Below are 20,031 nucleotides of genomic sequence, written 5' to 3' on the forward strand. Positions count from 1 at the left end.
ACACGCTCTGGAACGGCCGTTGACTCCCATCCAGGTCACATTCGGGTGATTTCCAGGAAGATCGGGCCGTTTCGGCCCCGATACCCCCCGTTTTGAGCTATTCAAATCACGCCAATACCCGTCACAATGGATACAAGGGTGTATTGAGCGCTGCCGCTCGTCTCGGGAAGCGAGTTCACGGCCGTTCGTCTCCCCGATCTCGATGCGTGACCCATGTCGCGCGAGGCGCCACCCGACGGGCTGAGACAGGAACAGGAGTGACGTGACGAGTGTCTTCACCGACGCCGCCCCGCGGTCCACTCCCCGGCTGAACCTGGCGAGCGGCGGCGAGGCCGTGTTCAGCCTCGGCTCCTCCTGGAACCTCCCGTCGTTGTCGCTGCCGGCCTGGGTGCACCGGCCGATCTCGGCCGCCCGAGCGACACTCGTCAAGTCGCTCGTCATGACCGTCGCGATCGCCGCGATCCTGGCCGGCGTCGTCACGGTGACGCAGACCTCGACCGCCGGCGCGACCGCGATCTCCGCCGCCGACTTCGCACCGGCGGCCTCCTCCGTCCCGACGATGACGGCCGCCGCCTTCACCACCGCCTACGCCGGCGACCTCGCTGCGGCGGCGACGGCCCTCACGACGATGTCCTCATCGCAGGTCGCACAGCTGTGGACCGAGCTCGCTCCCGGCTACCGCGCACTGCTCATCACCGGTTACCCGGCGGTCATCGGCAACCTCGAGGGCGTCGCCTACACGGACCGGGCGACGGCCAACGTCTCCCGCCTCGCCGGCCTCCTCGCCGACACCGAGGCGAGCTACCGCTCGCTGACGGTGAGCAGCGACCAGGTCGACGGGCAGGCGGACTCGGCGGCGCTCGCCACGACCCTGTCGCGGCTGGACGCGATCAAGCTGCTCGTCGACCGGTACTCGCCGGACGCGATCGCCGCCCGCCCCCAGCCGGAGTACCTCATCACCTTGCAGGCGGGCGGCTCCGGACCCCCGCGGGTCGCTGTCGCCGTGGGAGACGTGGACACCGCCGCCTACGTCACGGTGTTCGTCCCCGGGATGAACAGCAGCGCCCTCGAACTCGACGACTACCTGCGCGGGGCGAAGCGCATCCAGAGCGCCGCAGCCGACAGCGCGGTCATCCTCTGGATCGGCGGACACAGCCCGAGCGCGCTCGAGGTGCCGTCGAACGACCGGGCGGTCGAAGGGGCACCCCTGCTCGCCGGAGTGCTCGCCGGATACGACGCCGTCCGTTCCGCGCGCGGCATCGTCTCCCAGTTGAGCGTCGTGGCGCACTCCTACGGCACGGCGACGGCCTCGCTGGCGTTGGCGTCCGGCGACTACCACGTCGACGACTTCGTCATGCTCGGCTCGGCCGGCATCCCGACGGAGATCGGGATCGAGGATCTGCACGTCCCGGCCGGCCGCGTGTACGCCTCCCAGGCGAGCGCCGACACCCTCGCCGGTCTCGGCCAGTTCCTGTCCGGTCGAGCCGATCCGGCGGTGAGCTCCTGGGGCGCGACCACCTTCGGCTCCGACGGCCTGACGCTCGGCGACGGCGACCACCTCGGCGCCGTCGACGGGCACAACGCGGTCGGGTCGAGCAACGCCGACGACCGGGGGAAGTACCTCGGGCCGGCGACCGAGAGCCTGTACGCGATCCAGCGCATCGTCACGGGTCGGGCGTCCGCGGTCGCCGATCTGACGACGCCCGGGTCGTCCCACCAGCGCGGCTCCGTGCCGGATGCCGCGGGCGTCGGGGCGGGCGCATCCACGACGAGCTCCTCCACGACCACCTCCGCTTCCGCCTCGGCCGCGGCGGTCCTCGCCACGCACTAGTCGACGGCCCTCCACAGGTACCTGGAGCAACGCCCACTCCACAGATCCGTTTCGGCTCACCCCTGCGCCGATGGGAGAAGGTAGCGTCGTTGACATACCGACATACGCCTTCGTCGGCTCGCAACCTGGTTGGAAGATGCCGTCCGATCGAGAGAGCCCCTGGGCGTCAGCGAAGCCGTGCTCGCGGGGTAGATCCGGATCGTGACCCAGCGTCGGATCTTCGTCGATCTCACTCCGATCTCCGTCGCGCTGGACCAGATGCAGCGACTCCGCGACGAGCCCGGGGTACAGGTGGTCCGCCCTGGCCCGTCGTTCTGGACGGTCTTCACCTCGCTCTGTGCAGCGGTCGAGGCCCGAGGCAACCTCGTCTCGGACGCGGCCCACGCCGCACTCGCGATCGAACACCGGGCGACCTTCGTGACGCTCGATGGCGACTTCGTGCGCTTCCCGGACCTCCGGTGGGAATCGCCACTCGCCACGGGTCAAGCGCCTTCCTGACATCGGTCGTTCCTGCCAGACTGGTGCGATGAACGATCGCGCAGGTACCCCCGCCACCGAAGCAGATCTGATCGACGTCCCGTCGCTCATCGACGCCTACTACACACTGAAGCCGGACGTCTCGATCCCCGAGCAGCGGGTGGTGTTCGGCACCTCCGGCCACCGCGGCTCCTCGCTGAACACCGCGTTCAACCAGGACCACATCGCCGCGACCACGCAGGCGATCGTCGAGTACCGCACGAGCCAGGGGATCACCGGGCCGCTCTTCATCGGATCCGACACCCACGCGCTCAGTGGGCCGGCACAGACGACGGCGCTCGAGGTCCTGGTCGCCAACGGTGTGCGCGTCCTGGTGGACGAGTTCGACGACTTCGTCCCGACCCCCGCGCTCAGCCACGCGATCCTCAAGTACAACGCCGAGGGCAACGGCGACCAGGCGGACGGCATCGTCGTCACGCCCAGCCACAACCCGCCGGCCGACGGCGGCTTCAAGTACAACCCCCCGCACGGCGGACCTGCCGACTCCGACGCGACCTCCTGGATCGCGAACCGCGCCAACGAGCTCATCGCCGGTGGGGTGCACGACGTCAAGATGGCGGAACCGTCCGCCGTCGAGACGTACGACTTCCGCGGCAACTACGTCGACGACCTGAAGCACATCATCAACCTCGACGCCATCAAGCGCAGCGGGATCCGCATCGGCGCCGACCCCCTCGGCGGTGCGAGCGTCCACTACTGGCAGGCGATCGCCGACCGTTACGAGATCGACCTCACCGTCGTGAACCCGCACGTCGACCCGGCCTGGGCGTTCATGACGCTCGACTGGGACGGCAAGATCCGCATGGACCCGTCGTCGCCCTCCGCCATGGCGGCGCTCGTCGCACGACGCGACGAGTTCGACCTCCTCACCGGCAACGACGCCGACGCCGACCGCCACGGCATCGTCACTCCCGACGCCGGGCTCATGAACCCCAACCACTACCTCGCCGTCGCGATCGACTACCTCTACGCGAACCGGCCGGGCTGGCGCGACGACGCCGCCGTGGGCAAGACCCTCGTGTCGTCGTCGGTCGTCGACCGCGTGGCCGAGTCCCTCGGACGCCGCCTCTGGGAGGTCCCGGTCGGCTTCAAATGGTTCGTCCCCGGTCTCGTCGACGGTTCGGTCGGCTTCGGTGGCGAGGAGAGCGCCGGCGCGAGCTTCCTCCGCTTCGACGGCTCGGTGTGGACCACCGACAAGGACGGCATCCTCCTCTGCCTGCTCGCCGCGGAGATCCTCGCCGTGACGGGCAAGACCCCCTCGGTGCTCTACCGCGAACTGACCGAGCGCTTCGGCGACCCCGTGTACGAGCGTGTCGACGCCGCAGCCTCGAAGGAACAGAAGGCGCGGCTCGGCAAGCTCGACGGCGACGCCATCACGGCGACCGAGCTCGCCGGCGACCCGATCGTCGCGAAGCTCAGCCACGCGCCGGGCAACGATGCGGCCATCGGCGGCGTCAAGGTCGTGACCGAGCACGCGTGGTTCGCCGCGCGTCCATCCGGCACCGAGGACGTCTACAAGATCTACGCCGAGTCGTTCAAGGGCGCGGAGCACCTCAAGCTCGTCCAGGCGGAGGCGAAGCAGATCGTCGACGCCGCCCTCGGCGCCTAGCTCATCTCCTGGTTCCTGAGCCTGTCGAAGGGCGGTTCCTGAGCCTGTCGAAGGGCGCACTTCGACAGGCTCAGTGACCGGTCTTCCCTGACGCTACCCCGGTCCCTGAGCGGACGCCCGGTCCCTGAACCGACGCCCGGTCCCTGAACCGACGCCCGGTCCCTGAACCGACGCCCGGTCCCTGAGCCGACGCCCGGTCCCTGAGCCGACGCCCGGTCCCTGAGCCTGTCGAAGGGCTAGTTCAGGTATCCGGGAGCCGCCGGGAGCCCGAAGAACTCCTCGAGCGTCGTCACGCCCGTGTTGTGCATCTCGGTCGCGAGCGGCACGCCGATGTAGCGGTAGTGCCACGGCTCGAACGAGAAGCCGGTGACGTCGACCTTGTCGGCCGGGTACCGCAGGAGGAACCCGAAGCGGTAGGCGTTCGCGGCGAGCCACTGCCCCTCCGCCGTGTCGCCGAAGCAGGTGTTGAGCGAGCAGTTGCCGCTCTCGGCACCGATGTCCATCGTCCAGCCGGTCTGGTGCTCGCTGTACCCGGGGCGTGCGGTCGTCGAGTCGTCGGGTTCACTGTCGTATACCGACACCTGGCTCGAGTAGCTGCGATACGCGCTGTTCGAAGCGAGCGACAGGCCGGCCTCGGCTGAAGCGGTGTCGAACAGCTGCACGATCGCGGCGGCGGCCTCGGCACGCAGCAGCGGGTCCCAGGTGTGGGCGACGGGGACGGACACGAGGTCCGGTGGCGTGTAGTCGACCGGGTTCAGCGGCCGGGTCTTGTTGACGACCACCCACGGGCTCAGCGGGTCGTCGATCGAGTAGGCGGCCTTGTCGAACGCCGGCGGGGCAGGCGGCGCGACCGGAACCGTCTCCGTCGGCGTCGGCGTGAGGGTCGGCGTCGGGGTGACGGACGGGGTCGCAGTCGGTGTCTTCGTGGCGGCGGCCGGAGTGGGCGTGGCGCCGCCGGCGATGTTCACGACGAGCACCACCAGCAGGATCGCGAGCGCGGCGGCCAGGACGCTCAACGCGATCACGCGGTTGCGTCGGACGCGCCGCGAAACCGGGCGTCGGTGGGAGGGCTGGTGGGCTGCGGTCACACGTCGAGCCTAACCGCGACACGGCGCATGCGCCTCTGCCACACTGTCGACAGGCTTGCACACCGGACGAGGGGCCCGACCATGACCGCAGGGACGCCAGCACACCACGCGCCGACGCACCGGAAGCGCCCGCGGTTCCGTCGGCTCCTGACCGCGGCCGCCGTCGTGATCGGTCTCGGCCTCGTCGTCGCGGTCGTCGCGGCCATCACCCCGTGGCCGTCCGCGCTCCTCATCCGCTCGGTGTTCGAACGCGGCGGTGCTGCGACGGTCGCCGAGATGGAGCCGTACGTCCCCGACACGAAGCTCACGGAGTTCCGCGACATCGCGTACGCGGCACCGAGCGGCGGCCGACCACAGGTGGACACCACCCTCGACGTCTTCACCCCGGCGGACGGCACCGAACCGCTCACCACGATCGTCTGGATCCACGGCGGCGCCTGGATCTCCGGCGAGAAGGGCAACGTCGAGCCCTACCTCCGCATCCTCGCGGCCGAAGGGTACACGACGATCGCGGTCAACTACACGATCGCTCCCGAGGCCGTCTATCCGACGGCCGTGAATCAGCTCAACGACGCCCTCGCGTACATCTCGGAGCACGCCGCCGAGTGGAACGGGAACCCGGACCGCCTGGTGCTCGCGGGCGACTCAGCGGGATCGCAGCTCGCCAGCCAGCTCGCCGTCCTCACGACCAACCCCGACTACGCGACGCTGTCGGGCATGACCCCTGGCATCGCTGCGGACCAGCTCGTCGGGACGATCCTCAACTGCGGGGTCTACGACCTGCCGTCGATGGCCGAGCTCGACGGCATCGGCGCCTGGGGCCTCCAGACCGCCCTCTGGGCCTACGCCGGCACGAAGGACTGGTCGGAGACGTCGACCGGCGCGCTCATGTCGACGATCGACTTCGTCACCGCCGACTTCCCGCCGACCTTCATCACCGGTGGGAACGGCGACGCGCTCACCTGGCTGCAGTCGGTCCCGATGAGCAGTGCCCTCGAGGACGCCGGCGTCGACGTCACGAAGCTCTTCTGGGCCGCGGACCACGAGCCGGCGCTCCCCCACGAGTACCAGTTCCACCTCGACCTCGACGACGCCCACGTGGCACTCACCGCCACCCTGGACTACCTCGCGGCGCTCGACGCGGACCTCGACGCAGCGCCGACCACCGCGCCCTGACCGAAGCGGTTGCCGCGGAACTTGCGCCGGGTGTAAGTTTGCACACTACGCAAAATCCCCAACGTCGGTGCGCCTGCAGACCGGCGCGCCCAGAGTCGAACGAGACCGCATGTCATCCAGTTCCCCCGCCTCGACCGAGCCGTCGGGATCCGCCCCCGTCCTCAGCCACCGGCAGATCCTCTTCATCATCTTCGGCCTCATGGCCGGGATGTTCCTCTCCGCACTCGACCAGACCATCGTCGGCACCTCGATGCGCACGATCGCCGACGATCTCGACGGCATGGCCCTCCAGGCGTGGGTCACCACCGCGTACCTGATCACCTCGACCGTCTCGACGCCGATCTACGGCAAGCTGTCCGACATCTTCGGCCGCCGCCCGCTGTTCATCATCGCGATCTCGATCTTCCTCATCGGCTCACTGCTCGCCGGCATGTCCGGTTCGATGTACGAGCTGGCGATCTTCCGTGCCATCCAGGGCCTCGGCGCCGGTGGCCTCATGGCCCTGCCGCTGACGATCATGGGCGACATGCTCGCCCCGCGCGAGCGCGCCAAGTACCAGGGGTACTTCCTCGCGGTCTTCGGTGTCTCGAGCGTCATCGGCCCGCTCATCGGCGGCCTGTTCGCCGGTGCCCCCGAGCTGCTGTTCATCACCGGTTGGCGCTGGGTGTTCCTCATCAACCTGCCGATCGGCGTCATCGCGCTCGCGATCGTCCTCCGCTTCCTGCACATCCCGCACACCCGCCACAGCGTCCGCATCGACTGGTGGGGTGCCGCAACGGTCGTCCTCGCCGTCGTGCCCCTGCTGCTCGTCGCCGAGCAGGGCCGCATCTGGGGCTGGGCTTCGGCCGGGTCCATCGCCTGCTACGCCATCGGGGTCGCCGGCATCGTCGGGTTCATCCTCGTCGAACGGGCGATGGGCGACGACGCACTCATCCCGTTGAAGCTCTTCAAGAACTCGACCTTCCGGGTCGCCACGATCCTCGGTGTGCTCGTCGGGTTCGGCATGTTCGGCGCCATGATGACGGTGCCGCTGTTCCTGCAACTCGTCGAGGGCGCGACGCCGACCGAGTCCGGTCTGCTGATGCTGCCGATGATCCTCGGCCTCATGATCTCGTCGATCGCGAGCGGCCAGATCATCGCCCGGACCGGCAAGTACAAGGCGTTCCCGATCGTCGGTACCTTCCTGCTCCTGAGCGGCTTCTTCTACTTCAGCTTCGCGACGGCCGACAAGCCCGTCTGGTGGATGATGGGCGGCATGCTGCTCGTCGGCCTCGGACTCGGCCAGCTGATGCAGACGCTGACGATCGCGAGCCAGAACGCCGTCGAGGCACGCGACATCGGGGTGGCGACGAGCTCGTCGACCTTCTTCCGCCAGATCGGTGGAACGTTGGGCACGGCCGTGATCTTCTCCGTGCTCTACACGCGGATCCCGACGACCATCGCGGCGGCGTTCGCCGACCCGACGCTCAGCGAGCGGGTCCGGGCTGCGGCGCAGGACCCGGCCGTGCTGTCGGACCCGGCGAACGAGGGCATCCTCAAGGTGCTGCAGCGTGCGCAGGAGAACAGCGGCTCGGCCGGTTCCGCGCTCGACGGCGACACCTCGTTCCTCGTCGGTGCGAACCACGACCTGGCCGCGCCGTTCCTCACGGGGTTCGCGGATGCGACCGTGACCGTGTTCTGGGTGAGCTTCGCGGTGGTCGCCGTCGCGTTCGTGCTGAGCTGGTTCCTCAAGGCGCCGCCGCTGCGGGCGAAGTCGGCGCTGCAGGAGCGCACCGATGCCCAGGCTGCGGAGGACGCCGAGGACGAGTTGTCGCTCGCCGCCCAGCGTGCCGCCGAGCTGGCGGGGTCGCAGCTGTCACCCGACACCGCGAGCAACCGCGTCGTCGATCCCTCCACCCGTCACTGACCGTCGTTCGTCGGTTTGCCAGCGCACCGCGCTGACGTGACCGCGGGCTGACCGCCGCCAGCGCACCGCGCTGGCGGGGGCATCCGGGTGTCAGCGCGGCGCGCTGACGTGAGCGCTGTCGAATCGGCGTCACCGCGGCCCCAGCACGTGAGCGCGCCCCTCTGGAGGGGCGCGCTCACTCCGTAGACCCGCGCTCGCGTCAGCGCACCGCGCTGGCGCCACACCCCACCCACACGCGAGACCGACATGAGAGCGCTCTCAGCAGGCGATAGCATGGGCGTGCACCCAGCCACGAGGAGCTTCGATGACGCACGCCCCCCAGCCCACCACCCGCCCGGCCCTGATCCCGCCGCCGTTCCTCTGGGGTTCCGCCACCGCGGCCGCCCAGGTCGAGGGGGCGGCACACGAGGACGGCAAGGAGGACTCCATCTGGGACGCCTTCGCCCGGGTGCCCGGAGCGATCGCCAACGGTGACGACCTCGAGGTCGCCGTCGACCACTACCACCGCACCGCCGGCGACATCGCGATCATGTCCGAGCTCGGCCTCGACGCCTACCGCTTCTCCACGAGCTGGGCGCGCATCAAGCCGGGCGACCGCGACGTCAACCCAGCCGGCCTCGACTTCTACAGTCGCCTGGTCGACCAGCTCCTCGACGCCGGCATCCTCCCCTGGCTCACCCTGTACCACTGGGACCTTCCGCAGGCGCTCGAGGAGCAGGGCGGCTGGACGAACCGCGACACCGCCCTGCGCTTCGTCGACTACGCCGAGGCGACCTACGACGCGCTCGGCGACCGCGTCCGGCACTGGACGACCTTCAACGAACCGTTCTGCTCCTCACTCCTCGGCTATGCGGTCGGCGTGCACGCACCGGGTCGCCGCGACGAGGCCGCCGCGCTCGCCGCCATCCACCACCAGCACCTCGCCCACGGGCTGGCGACCACCCGCCTCCGCGAGCTCGGTGCCGAGCAGATCGGCATCACCCTCAACCTCACCAACGCGATCCCGGCGGACCCCACCGACCCGGCCGACGTCGACGCCGCCCGCCGCGTCGACGGCATCATGAACCGCATCTTCCTCGAACCGATCGTCCTCGGCGAGTACCCGGCCGACGTCGCCCAAGACCTCGAGGGCCTCGGCCTCGACACGCTCGTCCACGACGACGACCTCGAGACCATCTCCGCCCCGATCGACTTCCTCGGCGTCAACCACTACCACGACGACCTCGTGTCGGGTCACCCCGACGACTCCGGCGCCGACGGCGGCCACTCCGGCGCGACCGAGCGCGAGGCCGGTTCGCCGTGGCTCGCCTCCCCCGACATCTCCTTCCCGAGCCGCGGACTCCCGCGCACCGCGATGGACTGGGAGGTGCACCCCGCCGGCCTCCGCACCCTGCTCGTCCGGCTCGGCCGCGAGTACCCGACGCTGCCGCCGCTGTACGTGACCGAGAACGGTGCGGCCTACGACGACGTCGTCGCGGAGGACGGCCGCATCCACGACGTCGACCGCGACGCCTTCATCCAGGACCACATCGACCAGGTGGAGCTCGCGATCGCCGACGGCGCCGACGTGCGCGGCTACTTCGTCTGGTCGCTGCTCGACAACTTCGAGTGGGCCTACGGCTACGACAAGCGGTTCGGCATCGTGCGGGTCGACTACGACACGCAGGAGCGCACGATCAAGGACAGCGGGCTGGCGTACGCACGCCGCATCGCCGCCTCGCGTGTGGTGCCCGCCGTGGCGGAGCTTCCCTGACGCAGGAACACTCCGGCGTGTCGCGATCGAGGGGCCGCGACACCCCGGTCGCCTCCTGAGGAGCGGCACCGGCCACGGACGTCCAGGCGCCCGGCGATACACTGCACTCGGCACGCTCACCCGCTCGGAAGGGGACGATGATGCAGTCCGGTCAAGGGGCCCCGACACTCGAGATGGTGGCGGCACGCGCAGGCGTCTCCCGCGCGACCGTGTCGCGCGTCGTCAACGGCTCGCCGAAGGTCACGGCCGAGGTCGTCGCGGTCGTGAACGAGGCGATCGCCGCGCTCGACTACGTCCCGAACCGCGCCGCCCGGTCCCTGGCCTCCCGCCGGACCCAGGTCATCGCGCTCGTCGTCCCGGAGTCGACCGCCCGGGTGTTCTCGGACCCCTTCTTCGCGGCGGTCGTGCAGGGAGTGGCCCTCGAGCTGGCGGAGACCGACTACACACTCAACCTCCTCATCGCGAGTGAGGCGAACTCCGAGAAGACCCGCCGATACCTGCTCGGCGGCAACGTCGACGGCGCGCTCGTCGTGTCACACCACAGTGGCGACCACTCGTACACGCGGCTCGGCCAGGAGCTCCCGATCGTGTTCGGCGGTCGCCCGATGGGTGCCGACGTCGTCGACAGCACCTACGTCGACGTCGACAACGTCGAGGGCGCGAGGACCGCGGCCCGTCACCTCATCGAGGCCGGCCGGACGCGGATCGCGACGATCGCGGGCCGTCAGGACATGCCGGGTGGGGTCGACCGACTCGCCGGGTGGCGTGCGGAGCTCGAGCTCGCGGGTCTTCCGCACGACCTCGTCGAGGTGGGCGACTTCTCCCCGGCCGACGGCGCTGCCGCGATGCGGCGTCTCCTCGCGCGCGGCGTGCCCATCGACGGACTCTTCGCCGCGAACGACCAGATGGCCGCCGGCGCCTACTCCGTCATCCGCGAAGCCGGCCTGACGATCCCCGGCGACATCGCCGTCGTGGGCTACGACGACGACCGCTACGGCGAGACCGCCGCACCGCCGCTCACGACGATCGCGCAGTCGCCCATCGACCTCGGTGCCGAGATGGCGAAGGTGCTGGTCCGTCGTCTCGCCGGCGAACCGGTCGAGCGCGTCACGATGATGCCGACCCGCCTCGTCCAGCGCGCCTCCGTCTGACCCTCCCCACCAGCCCGCGAACGGTCACCAGACGACAGTCCCGGGCGCAGCGACTGTGCTGAACTGACAGTTCGCGGGCTAGGAGAGGCGGGAGCGGATGATCTCGATCGCCTGCGGGTTCTCGTCGACGAGGACGTAACGACGACCGAGCGCCTTCGCGACCGCCCCCGTCGTCCCACTGCCGGCGAAGAAGTCGAGCACCCAGTCGCCCTCGCGGGAGGACGCCTGCACGATGCGACGCAGGATCCCTTCCGGCTTCTGCGTCGGGTACCCGGTCTTCTCACGGCCGGTCGGCGACACGATCGTGTGCCACCAGACGTCGGTGGGGAGCTTGCCGCGCGCCGCCTTCTCCGCGGTGACGAGCCCGGGCGCCATGTAGGGCTCGCGGTCGACGGTCGCGTTGTCGAAGTGGTACCCCTTCGGGTCCTTCACGTAGACGAGGATCGTGTCGTGCTTCGTCGGCCAGCGGCTCTGCGCCTTCGCGCCGTAGTCGTAGGCCCAGATGATCTCGTTGAGGAAGCACTCCCGGCCGAAGAGGGCGTCGAGGAGCACCTTCGCGTAGTGCGCCTCGCGGTAGTCGAGGTGGAGGTAGAGGGTGCCGTCGGCGGCCAGGACGCGCCAGGCCTCGACGAGTCGCGGCTCGAGGAAGCCCCAGTAGTCGTCGAAAGCGTCGTCGAAGCGTCTGAGGTCGCCGCGGATGCGCTCGTACGCCTGCCCTTTGAAGCCGGCGAAACGGTTCACCCCCGTCTCAGCGGTGCGCACCGAGGTCGAGGAGTGGCGACGCTGCACGCGGCCGGTGTTGAACGGCGGGTCGAGATAGATGAGCGTGAACGCCTCGTCGGGCAATTGGGCCACGACGTCGAGGTTGTCGCCCTGGAGGACGAGGTCGGGGCCGTCCGGGGTCCATCGCAGCGGCACTTCATCGGCTGCTGCGGCGAGGGACATGTGCCTATTCTGGCAGCCCGCGGCCTGCACACCCGGGAAGGAACGACCGACCCCGCGCGTTGTACCGCGTATGACCACGGAGTTCGCCAACGAGACCGATGCCCAGCGCTACACCATGCATGTCGACGGCCAGCTGGTGAGCGTCGTCGACTACCGCATCTCGGGCGACTCGATCTCCTTCCCCCGCACCTTCACCACGCCGCCGTTCCGCGGCAAGGGGTACGCGGGCGAACTCGTCGCCTACGCGGTCGACGACGTCGAGCAGCACAGCGACCGTCGGATCGTCCCGATGTGCTGGTACGTGGGCGAGTGGTTCGACGCGCACCCCGAGCGTCAGGACCTCCTCACCCGCTCCGCCGGCTAGCCACGAGCGCGTCACCCACCGGCCACCTGGCGGTCACGCACGGGGACTAGCGTCCCGACCATGCAGCAGCTCGTCTCGCACTACGCACCACCGCCCGCACTCGACCAGGTCGACGGTTACCAGGTGGTCGATGTCGACGACGACGACCCCATCCTGCTCGACGCCGCGGGTAGCCACGTCGACACGTGGCGCGAGGGCTACCCGTATGCGGAGCGCATGTCGCGTGAGCAGTACGAGAGCGACAAACGGCTGCTCCAGATCGAGCTGCTGAAGCTGCAGAACTGGATCAAGGCGAACGACCGTCGGCTGGTCGTCGTGTTCGAGGGACGCGACGCCGCGGGCAAGGGCGGCACGATCAAGCGCTTCACCGAGCACCTCAACCCGCGCGGCGCCCGTGTCGTGGCGCTCGAGAAGCCGACCGCCCGCGAGTCCACGCAGTGGTACTTCCAGCGCTACGTCCAGCACCTGCCGGCCGCCGGCGAGATCGTGCTGTTCGACCGGTCCTGGTACAACCGCGCGGGCGTCGAACGCGTGATGGGGTTCTGCACCCCGGCGCAGTACGACGAGTTCATGCGCCAGGCACCGCTGTTCGAGCAGATGCTCGTCGGCGACGGCGTCGACCTCGTGAAGTTCTGGTTCTCCGTCTCCGCCGACGAGCAGCGGACGCGCTTCGCGATCCGGCAGGTCGACCCGGTGCGGCAGTGGAAGCTCTCCCCGATGGACCTCGCGTCACTCGACAAGTGGGGCGATTACACCCGCGCGAAGGAGGCGATGCTCGAAGCGACGGACACCGCCGACGCCCCGTGGACGATCGTCAAGAGCAACGACAAGAAGCGCGCCAGGGTCGAGGCGATGCGGCACGTGCTGCACCGCTTCGACTACGACAACAAGGACCACGAGGTCGTCGGCACGCCCGACACCAACATCGTCGGGCCCGCCGCCTCGGTCTACGAGCGCGGCGAGCGCAACGTCGGCGACTGAACCGGGGACGCGGGGCCGCAGCGCCCGCTATCCTCTGGATCATGCAGCCGAAACCGTCACCGTTGCGACGCCTCACCTCGTCGAGCGCGATCTACGGCACCGTCGTCTACGCCGGCCTCGTCGGCGCGTCGAGCGTGTACGAGGACGACGACGTCGAACAGGTGCTCATCACGAGTGCGCTGACCCTCATCGTGTTCTGGCTCGCGCACGTCTACTCGGCCGCCCTCGCGCACCACGGTGACGACCGGCACGAGGCGCTGGTGACGCTCGGCGCGTCGATCAGGCACGGGTTCCAGGAGTCGTCCGGGATGCTCCTGTCCGCCGTGCTCCCGACGATCCCGCTCGTGTTCGGCATCGCCGGTGTGCTCAGCCATGAGCACGCCGTGATCCTGGCGCTGCAGGTGTCCACGCTGATGCTCTTCGTGCTCGGCTGCGCGGCCTTCGTGGTGCGCGGGTCACGCTGGTGGTGGTGTCTCCTCGGCGGTGTCGCGACGGCCCTGTTCGGGATCGTCATCATCCTGCTCGAGGCCGGCACCCACTAGTCCGGCCCGCGACGGGTCCCGAATGGCTGGTGCCGAGCGTCCGGGACCGACCGCTCGGGCCCCTTCGCGAGCTCAGCGGCGGGCGGCGAGCGCTTTCGCCGACTGCTGCGCGGCGCGACGGACCTCGCGGTCGGGGTCACGGAGGAGCGCTTCGAGGAGCGGCTTGGCGTCCTCACCACCGACGACGGCGAGCGCCCGCGCCCCAGCTGCGCGCACGCGGGCATGGTCATCGTTCAGCAGCGTCGCGATCGAGGCGACGTCACCGACGCTGCGCTCGGCGCAGACGCGTGCGGCCATCTCGCGGACGCGCCAGGCCTGGTTGCCGAGTGCTCCGACGACGGGCGCGGTGGCCGAGTCGTCCCACACGTGCAGCAGGGCGCGGGTGCCCCAGAGCTCGGGCCAGTACAGCGCGGGCGCTCCGCCGAGGATGCCCTCGGCGTGGTGTCCGCCGACGACGCGGAGGAAGTCCTCACCCTCGTAGCGACCGGCGAGCAGGGAGACGCAGCGTTCGACGACCCGGGTCTCGCTCTCGGCGGCCACCGCGTCGGCGAGCCGTTGCTCGAGGGACGCCTGCGTGGCGGGGGTCGACGGGTCGGGTGTCTCGTTCTGCGCTGTCATCGTCCCCCCACCCTAGCCCGCGAGCTGCCACCAACGGTGGGTGATGCAGGCCTACACCCGCCACTGGTGACAGTTCGCGGGCTGCGGCAGGCTATGGGACGCGGGTGAGCCAGGCGTCGGTGGCGAACTTGTCGGTGACGAGCTGCTCGGCGGCGGCGCGCTCGGCATCGGTGACGTGGCCGGGGGTCGCGCCGGTGATCTCGACGAAGGTGTCCTTCATGCGGTCGATGATCTCGGCCCGCGAGAGCCCGGTCTGGCTGCGGAGCGGGTCGACGCGCTTCGCCGCAGAAGTCGTGCCCTTGTCGCTGAGCTTCTCACGCCCGATGCGGAGCACCCGGGTCATGAGCTCCCCGTCCATGTCGTAGCTCATCGTGACGTGGTGCAGGACGGCGCCGTTCCCGAGTCGCTTCTGCGCGGCACCGCCGATCTTGCCCGACGGGCTCGTGATGTCGTTGAGCGGCTGGTACGTCGCCTCGATGCCGAGCGAGCGGAGGGCGACGAGCACCCAGTCGTCGAGGTAGGCGTAGGAGTCGGCGAAGGTCATGCCGTTCACGAGCTCGGCCGGGACGTAGAGCGAGTAGGTGATGATGCCACCGCGCTGCATCATCATCGCGCCACCGCCGGAGACGCGGCGGACGACCTCGAAGCCGTTCGCCTTCGCGTTGTCGAGGTCGACCTCGTTCTTGAGCGACTGGAAGCTGCCGATGACGACCGCCGACTGGTCCCACTCCCAGATGCGGAGCGTCGGACCGCGGCGGCCCTCGCCGACCTCGTTCGTCAGGACCTCGTCGAGCGCGAGGTGGAGCTGCGGTGACACCGAGCCCTCGTGGATGAGCTGCCAGTCGTAGTCGCCCCAGCCCGTCGCCTTCGCGAGCGAGCGGCGGATCGCCGTCGCGACGGCCTCGGGCGTGAAACCGAGGAGCACGGCGTCCTCGGGCAGGGCGCCGCGGATGGCTGCGGCGAGGCCGGCGGCGTCGGTGGTGGCGGGGAGCCCCGTGACGGCGCGGTCGATCAGCGCGAGTGCGTCGTCGGGTTCGAGGAAGAAGTCACCCGCGAGGCGGAAGTCCGCGATGCGGTCGTCGACCACCTCGAGATCGACGACGACGAGCTTGCCACCCGGGACCTTGTACTCACCATGCATGCCCCCAGCCTATTCCTGGACGGCGTCCGGATTCCCCGGAAGGGGCGTCGAATCAGGTCAGGAGTCGAAGCCGATACCGAAGCGGTCCATGACCTTCAGGAGCAGGCCGTCGCGGCCCTCGTTCGCGTCGGAACGGGCGACCGCACGGCGGACGGTCTGGATCGCGGGGTTCGCGATGGGCTCCGGAGGGATGGGGATCGGCTTGGACCTGACCATCTTCAGGCGGGTCAACTCGGTCGACTCGCCACTCAGCAGATCGAGCATGACCTTCGCACCGAAGCGCGTGGCGCCGACCCCGAGTCCGGTGAACCCGGCGCTGTAGGCGACGCGTCCGCCGAGTGCCGTGCCCTGGAACGCCGAGAGCCGCGAACACATGTCGATCATGCCGCCCCACGCGTGGGTGAACCGGACGTCGAGTTGCGGGTAGGTCGTGAAGAAGTGGTCGGCGAGGGTCTCGAACGTCTCGCGGCGCTGATCATGCTCCGGCCGGATCCTGCCACCCCGGTGGTAGACCGCGTCGAAGCCGCCGTAGAGGATGCGGTCGTCGGCGGACCTGCGGGAGTAGTGGAACTCGCGACTCGAGTCGGCGATGCCGAAGCGATCGGTCCACCCGATGCTCTCGAGCTGCTCCGGGGAGAGCGGCTCGGTCATGAGCACGTAGTCGTACACGGGGATCGTCAGGAGCTCCGTGCGCTTGAGGAGCGACGGGAAGCCGTTGGTGGCGAGCGCGACGTGCCGAGCCTGCACCCCGCCCTGCTTCGTGGTCACCGCGACGCCGTCGCCCGAGCGTCGCAGCCGGGTCGCCGGGGTGTGCTCGAAGACCCGCACTCCGAGCTCGATGCAGGCGCGCTTCAAACCCCAGGCGAGCTTCGCCGGGTGCACGAGCGCAGTGCTCTTCCACTCCCGCTGACCAGCCAGGTAGACGGGTGAGTGCACGAGCGCCTGGACGGCCTCGCGATCGAGGAAGACACCGTCGCCCGACACCTCGCGCAGCGCGTCGACCTGATGCGGCTCGGTCGCGACCGTGAGCACACCGGTGTGCTCGAACTCGGCGTCGATCCCGAGGCGGTCGAGCGTGGCGACGAACTCGTCGAAGTTCTCGTCCGCCAGGCGATCGAGCTCCGGCAGTTCGTCGGCGAAGTGGCGCTCGCCGTTGTCGACACCGTGGGTGAGGCTCTCCTCGAAGAAGCCGCCGTTCCGGCCACTCGCCGCCCAGCCGACCTCCTTGCCCTCGATGAGCACGACGTCACGCGAGGGGTCGGCCTCCTTGGCGATGAGGGCCGTCCAGAGTCCGGAGTAGCCGCCGCCGACGACCAGCAGATCCGCCGTGACCTGGCCGGCGAGTCGGGGCTCCGGCGTCGGCCGGTCGGGGCTGTCGAGCCAGTACGGGACCGTACTCGCTCCCGCGAGCGACCGCGCGATGCGCTCGGCCGAGTTCCGTCTGCGGTGGCTGTAGGTGGGTCCGTCCGAGGTCACCGGGTCTCCTCTGCGTCGAGTGTGGGTGTCGCGACTGTACCCCGCGGCCCCTGAGCTTGTCACCGGTCCGGATACCCGGCGACCCGCCCGCTCAGGTGCGCTGGTCGAGCCACTCCACGACGTCGCGCTCGACGTCCTCGCGGTTCAGCTCGTTGAAGATCTCGTGCCGCGCCTCGGGGTAGATGACGAGCGTCACGTCCGTCAGCTTCGAGCGCTTGACGTACGCGTCGCGGAGCAGGGTCAGGCCGCGGACGCCGCCGAGGGCATCGTCGGAGCCGCCGAGGATCAGCACGGGCAGCTTGCGCGGCAGGCGCTTCGGCGGGCGACCGAGGAAGGCGAACGCCTGGATCGGGTTCCACACCGGGGTCACGCCGATGTCGAAGTTGCGCTCGTCGGCGGCGAACGCGGCCCAGGCGGCCGGGTCGCGGTTGAGCCACTCGAGACCGGTCTTCCCGGTCTTCCGCCAGCGCTTGTTGAGGTCGCCGGCGTTGATGACGCCGGGCATCGCGAGTGAAGTGCCGGAGAGGATGAGGAGTTCGTACAGATCGTGTTCGGCGACGACCTTCTGCGCCATGAGCGAGCCCCAGCTGTGACCGAGCAACGCGAGCCGCGACTCGGGGAAGCGGGTCCGCAGGTACCGGCCGACGGCGGCGACGGAGTCGATCGCGCCCCGGGTGGTCCGCGGGCCGAGCTTGCCGAGGCCGAGGTGCTCGAGGCCCGTGCGACCGTGGCCGCGGTGGTCGTCGGCCACGACCGTGTATCCCGCGTCGTTGAGCCGTGCGGCGAGACGCCCGTACCGGAGGGCGTGCTCGCCCGCGCCGTGGGCGATGTGCACGACGGCCCGCGGGTTCGGCACCTCCCACAGGTAGACGTAGACCGTGACGCCGTCGTCGTCGACGATCGTCTCGGTCGCATACGGTCGTGGCTCGACGGGGCGGTTCGCGTCGTCGACGGGTGGCGGGGTCTGCTCGCTCATCCCGCCAGCGTATGCCCTCGGACCGTCCGCGTCGCGAGTCCGTTTGCGGTTCCCGGAGGGCAGGCGTACGGTGAACGAGGCCCGAACGGCGGGCCGGCAGGTTTCGACGGAAGCGAGGTGAGCGGCCATGGCTGGTGACAGTACCCGCGCCACCGCATCGACGAGCCGCCCCGCCTCCCTCACCCGGTAGGCGCTGCCACCGCCGGTGCCGAGGCGCCCTCACTCACACCTCCCCGGGTGCGATCCACCGAGATCGCCTGCACCCGCGCGGCCGCCGCACGTTCCCGTCGATCGATGGACGGAGACCTCATGGCACTCATCGACAACGGCATCTACGTGACCGGACGGCGCTCGGCGAGCCCGCGATCGCTCGACGCCACGTACGAGCTCCTCAACGAACAGCGCGGCATGGCCTGGATCGGTCTGTACCGCCCCGAACCGTCGGAAATCCGCTCCGTCGCTCAGGAGTTCGACCTGCATCCGCTCGCCGTCGAGGACGCCTTGAAGGGCCATCAGCGGGCGAAGCTCGAGCGGTACGGCGACACGCTGTTCGTCGTGCTGCGTCCCGCCCGCTACCTGGACGAGGAGGAGCGGGTCGAGTTCGGCGAGGTGCACCTGTTCGTCGGACCCGGGTTCGTCGTCACGGTCCGCCACGCGGAGAAGCCCGACCTCGGCCAGGTCCGGCGGCGACTCGAAGCCCGGCCCGACATCCTCGCACTCGGTCCCGACGCCGTCCTGCACGCGGTGCTCGACCAGGTCGTCGACGGCTACGGTCCGGTCGTCGCGGGGCTCGAGAACGACATCGACGAGATCGAGGACGAGCTCTTCGGCGACGCCGCGGACGTCTCGCGTCGCATCTACGAGCTGCTGCGCCAGGTCATCGCGTTCCAGCGCGCGACCACGCCCCTGCGGGCCATGCTCCACGGCCTGCTGCAGGGTGCCGACAAGTACGGTCTCGACGAGGAGCTGCGCAACGGCTTCCGCGACGTGCTCGACCACACCCTCCGGATCGCGGAGCGCGTCGACTCCTTCCGCCACCTGCTCCGGAACGCGCTGACGGTGCACGCGACGCTCATGACGCAGCAGCAGAACGAGGAGATGCGACGCCTCTCGGAAGCGAGCCTCGCGCAGAACGAGGAGTCGCGTCGGATGAGCGAGACGGCGCTGGCGCAGAACGAGGAGATCAAGCGGATCTCCTCCTGGGCGGCGATCCTCTTCGCCCCGACACTCATCGGCACCGTCTACGGCATGAACTTCGACGACATGCCGGAGCTGCACTGGCAGTTCGGCTACCCGGTCGCCATCGGAGCGATGCTCGTCCTCTCCGGGACCCTGTACGCCATCTTCCGAGCCCGCCGCTGGCTCTGACCCCCCCTGCTCGCGAACTGTCACCAACTGCCAGTCCTGCTCCCCGTGCACTGTCGGTTTGTGACAGTTCGCGGGTATACTTAGGGTGGCTAATGAGCTAGGCTAATGGATCGTGGCAAGCGGAGCAGCGACGAAGACCAGGGCACTGACGATCGCCGAGCAGGCGTCCGAACTCCGGATGGGCACCTTCCGGCTCGCGAGACGACTGCGCGGGGAGAAGTCGGTCGACGACCTCAGCGACCCGCAGTTCTCCGTCCTCGGAGGGCTCTACAAAGAGGGCTCCGCAACCCTGCGGGCACTGGCCGAACGCGACCGCGTGTCCGCGCCATCCATGAATCGCACCGTCAACTGCCTCGAAGAGGCCGGGTACGTCACCCGAGAAACCGACGCGGCCGACCGCCGGAAGGTCACCATCGCCCTCACCGAAGCGGGCCACACCACCGTCACCGAGACCGTCCGGAAACGCGACGCGTGGATCACCCAGCAGCTGCGCGCGCTCACCCCGGACGAACGCGACACCCTCGCCCGCGCAGCCGAGATCATGAGGAGACTCGCCACCCAGTGAGTGC

General features: G+C 69.7%; 18 protein-coding genes. 12 read left to right on the plus strand and 6 right to left on the minus strand.

The features are described 5' to 3' along the window. Positions 1 to 262: 262 nt before the first annotated feature. The 3 genes from HOW07_RS17340 to pgm all read left to right on the plus strand — a co-directional run bounded on the left by HOW07_RS17340 (position 263) and on the right by pgm (position 3,977). Positions 263 to 1,831: an alpha/beta hydrolase gene (locus HOW07_RS17340; protein ID WP_175117987.1), complete on the plus strand. Its 1,569-nt coding sequence runs from the start codon at positions 263 to 265 to the stop codon at positions 1,829 to 1,831. Between the two features lie 201 nt (positions 1,832 to 2,032). After that, positions 2,033 to 2,329, plus strand: coding sequence for a PIN domain-containing protein (locus HOW07_RS17345; RefSeq protein ID WP_175117988.1), 297 nt, complete (start codon positions 2,033 to 2,035; stop codon positions 2,327 to 2,329). Between the two features lie 28 nt (positions 2,330 to 2,357). Then, positions 2,358 to 3,977: a phosphoglucomutase (alpha-D-glucose-1,6-bisphosphate-dependent) gene (pgm, locus tag HOW07_RS17350; protein WP_175117989.1), complete on the plus strand. Its 1,620-nt coding sequence runs from the start codon at positions 2,358 to 2,360 to the stop codon at positions 3,975 to 3,977. Between the two features lie 236 nt (positions 3,978 to 4,213). Here pgm and HOW07_RS17355 read toward each other — a convergent pair whose 3' ends face one another. Next, entirely contained in the window at positions 4,214 to 5,065 is an 852-nt protein-coding gene (locus HOW07_RS17355; RefSeq protein WP_371743704.1) for a M15 family metallopeptidase, read from the minus strand. 81 nt (positions 5,066 to 5,146) lie between these two features. Here HOW07_RS17355 and HOW07_RS17360 point away from each other — a divergent pair, with 81 nt between their 5' ends. The 4 genes from HOW07_RS17360 (at position 5,147) to HOW07_RS17375 (ending at position 11,051) form a co-directional block, all read left to right on the plus strand. Next, positions 5,147 to 6,241, plus strand: coding sequence for an alpha/beta hydrolase (locus HOW07_RS17360; RefSeq protein WP_175117990.1), 1,095 nt, complete (start codon positions 5,147 to 5,149; stop codon positions 6,239 to 6,241). A gap of 109 nt (positions 6,242 to 6,350) precedes the next feature. Then, positions 6,351 to 8,147, plus strand: coding sequence for an MDR family MFS transporter (locus HOW07_RS17365; RefSeq protein ID WP_175117991.1), 1,797 nt, complete (start codon positions 6,351 to 6,353; stop codon positions 8,145 to 8,147). A gap of 304 nt (positions 8,148 to 8,451) precedes the next feature. After that, positions 8,452 to 9,900, plus strand: a complete 1,449-nt coding sequence (locus HOW07_RS17370) for a GH1 family beta-glucosidase (protein WP_175117992.1) — start codon at positions 8,452 to 8,454, stop codon at positions 9,898 to 9,900. Between the two features lie 137 nt (positions 9,901 to 10,037). Then, the gene (locus HOW07_RS17375; RefSeq protein ID WP_175117993.1) at positions 10,038 to 11,051 is read left to right on the plus strand and encodes a LacI family DNA-binding transcriptional regulator; all 1,014 of its coding nucleotides are present in this window, start codon (positions 10,038 to 10,040) and stop codon (positions 11,049 to 11,051) included. A 78-nt stretch (positions 11,052 to 11,129) separates the two neighbouring features. On the opposite strand, the gene HOW07_RS17380 is transcribed toward HOW07_RS17375, so the two are convergent. Continuing rightward, positions 11,130 to 11,996, minus strand: coding sequence for a site-specific DNA-methyltransferase (locus HOW07_RS17380; RefSeq protein WP_121292262.1), 867 nt, complete (start codon positions 11,994 to 11,996; stop codon positions 11,130 to 11,132). Between the two features lie 70 nt (positions 11,997 to 12,066). Here HOW07_RS17380 and HOW07_RS17385 point away from each other — a divergent pair, with 70 nt between their 5' ends. Genes HOW07_RS17385 through HOW07_RS17395 form a run of 3 tightly spaced genes read left to right on the plus strand, consistent with a single transcriptional unit; the run spans position 12,067 to position 13,883 of the window. Further along, positions 12,067 to 12,360 (plus strand): GNAT family N-acetyltransferase, encoded by a 294-nt coding sequence (locus HOW07_RS17385; protein WP_071260637.1) that lies wholly within the window; start codon positions 12,067 to 12,069, stop codon positions 12,358 to 12,360. 60 nt (positions 12,361 to 12,420) lie between these two features. Then, positions 12,421 to 13,341 carry a polyphosphate kinase 2 gene (gene ppk2 / locus HOW07_RS17390; RefSeq protein WP_079003532.1) on the plus strand — a complete coding sequence of 307 codons (921 nt, stop codon included), beginning with the start codon at positions 12,421 to 12,423 and terminating at the stop codon, positions 13,339 to 13,341. A gap of 41 nt (positions 13,342 to 13,382) precedes the next feature. Then, a complete protein-coding gene (locus HOW07_RS17395) occupies positions 13,383 to 13,883 on the plus strand; it encodes a hypothetical protein (protein ID WP_079003533.1) in 501 nt (166 codons plus the stop codon). 72 nt (positions 13,884 to 13,955) lie between these two features. Here HOW07_RS17395 and HOW07_RS17400 read toward each other — a convergent pair whose 3' ends face one another. The 4 genes from HOW07_RS17400 to HOW07_RS17415 form a co-directional block, all read right to left on the minus strand. Beyond that, a complete protein-coding gene (locus HOW07_RS17400) occupies positions 13,956 to 14,501 on the minus strand; it encodes a HEAT repeat domain-containing protein (protein ID WP_175117994.1) in 546 nt (181 codons plus the stop codon). Between the two features lie 91 nt (positions 14,502 to 14,592). Continuing rightward, positions 14,593 to 15,642: a biotin/lipoate A/B protein ligase family protein gene (locus HOW07_RS17405; RefSeq protein ID WP_121292256.1), complete on the minus strand. Its 1,050-nt coding sequence runs from the start codon at positions 15,640 to 15,642 to the stop codon at positions 14,593 to 14,595. Positions 15,643 to 15,699: 57 nt separating this feature from the next. Further along, entirely contained in the window at positions 15,700 to 17,118 is a 1,419-nt protein-coding gene (locus HOW07_RS17410; protein WP_371743705.1) for an NAD(P)/FAD-dependent oxidoreductase, read from the minus strand. 91 nt (positions 17,119 to 17,209) lie between these two features. Further along, positions 17,210 to 18,094: an alpha/beta hydrolase gene (locus HOW07_RS17415; RefSeq protein WP_167620527.1), complete on the minus strand. Its 885-nt coding sequence runs from the start codon at positions 18,092 to 18,094 to the stop codon at positions 17,210 to 17,212. A gap of 309 nt (positions 18,095 to 18,403) precedes the next feature. Between HOW07_RS17415 and HOW07_RS17420 the strand changes: the two genes are divergently transcribed. Further along, positions 18,404 to 19,462, plus strand: a complete 1,059-nt coding sequence (locus HOW07_RS17420) for a magnesium and cobalt transport protein CorA (protein ID WP_064295772.1) — start codon at positions 18,404 to 18,406, stop codon at positions 19,460 to 19,462. A 112-nt stretch (positions 19,463 to 19,574) separates the two neighbouring features. Next, positions 19,575 to 20,027: a MarR family winged helix-turn-helix transcriptional regulator gene (locus HOW07_RS17425; RefSeq protein ID WP_229939713.1), complete on the plus strand. Its 453-nt coding sequence runs from the start codon at positions 19,575 to 19,577 to the stop codon at positions 20,025 to 20,027. Positions 20,028 to 20,031 lie beyond the last annotated feature (4 nt).

The organism is Plantibacter sp. MCCC 1A11337, from assembly GCF_013349365.1.
Taxonomy (GTDB): Bacteria; Actinomycetota; Actinomycetes; order Actinomycetales; family Microbacteriaceae; genus Plantibacter; species Plantibacter flavus_A.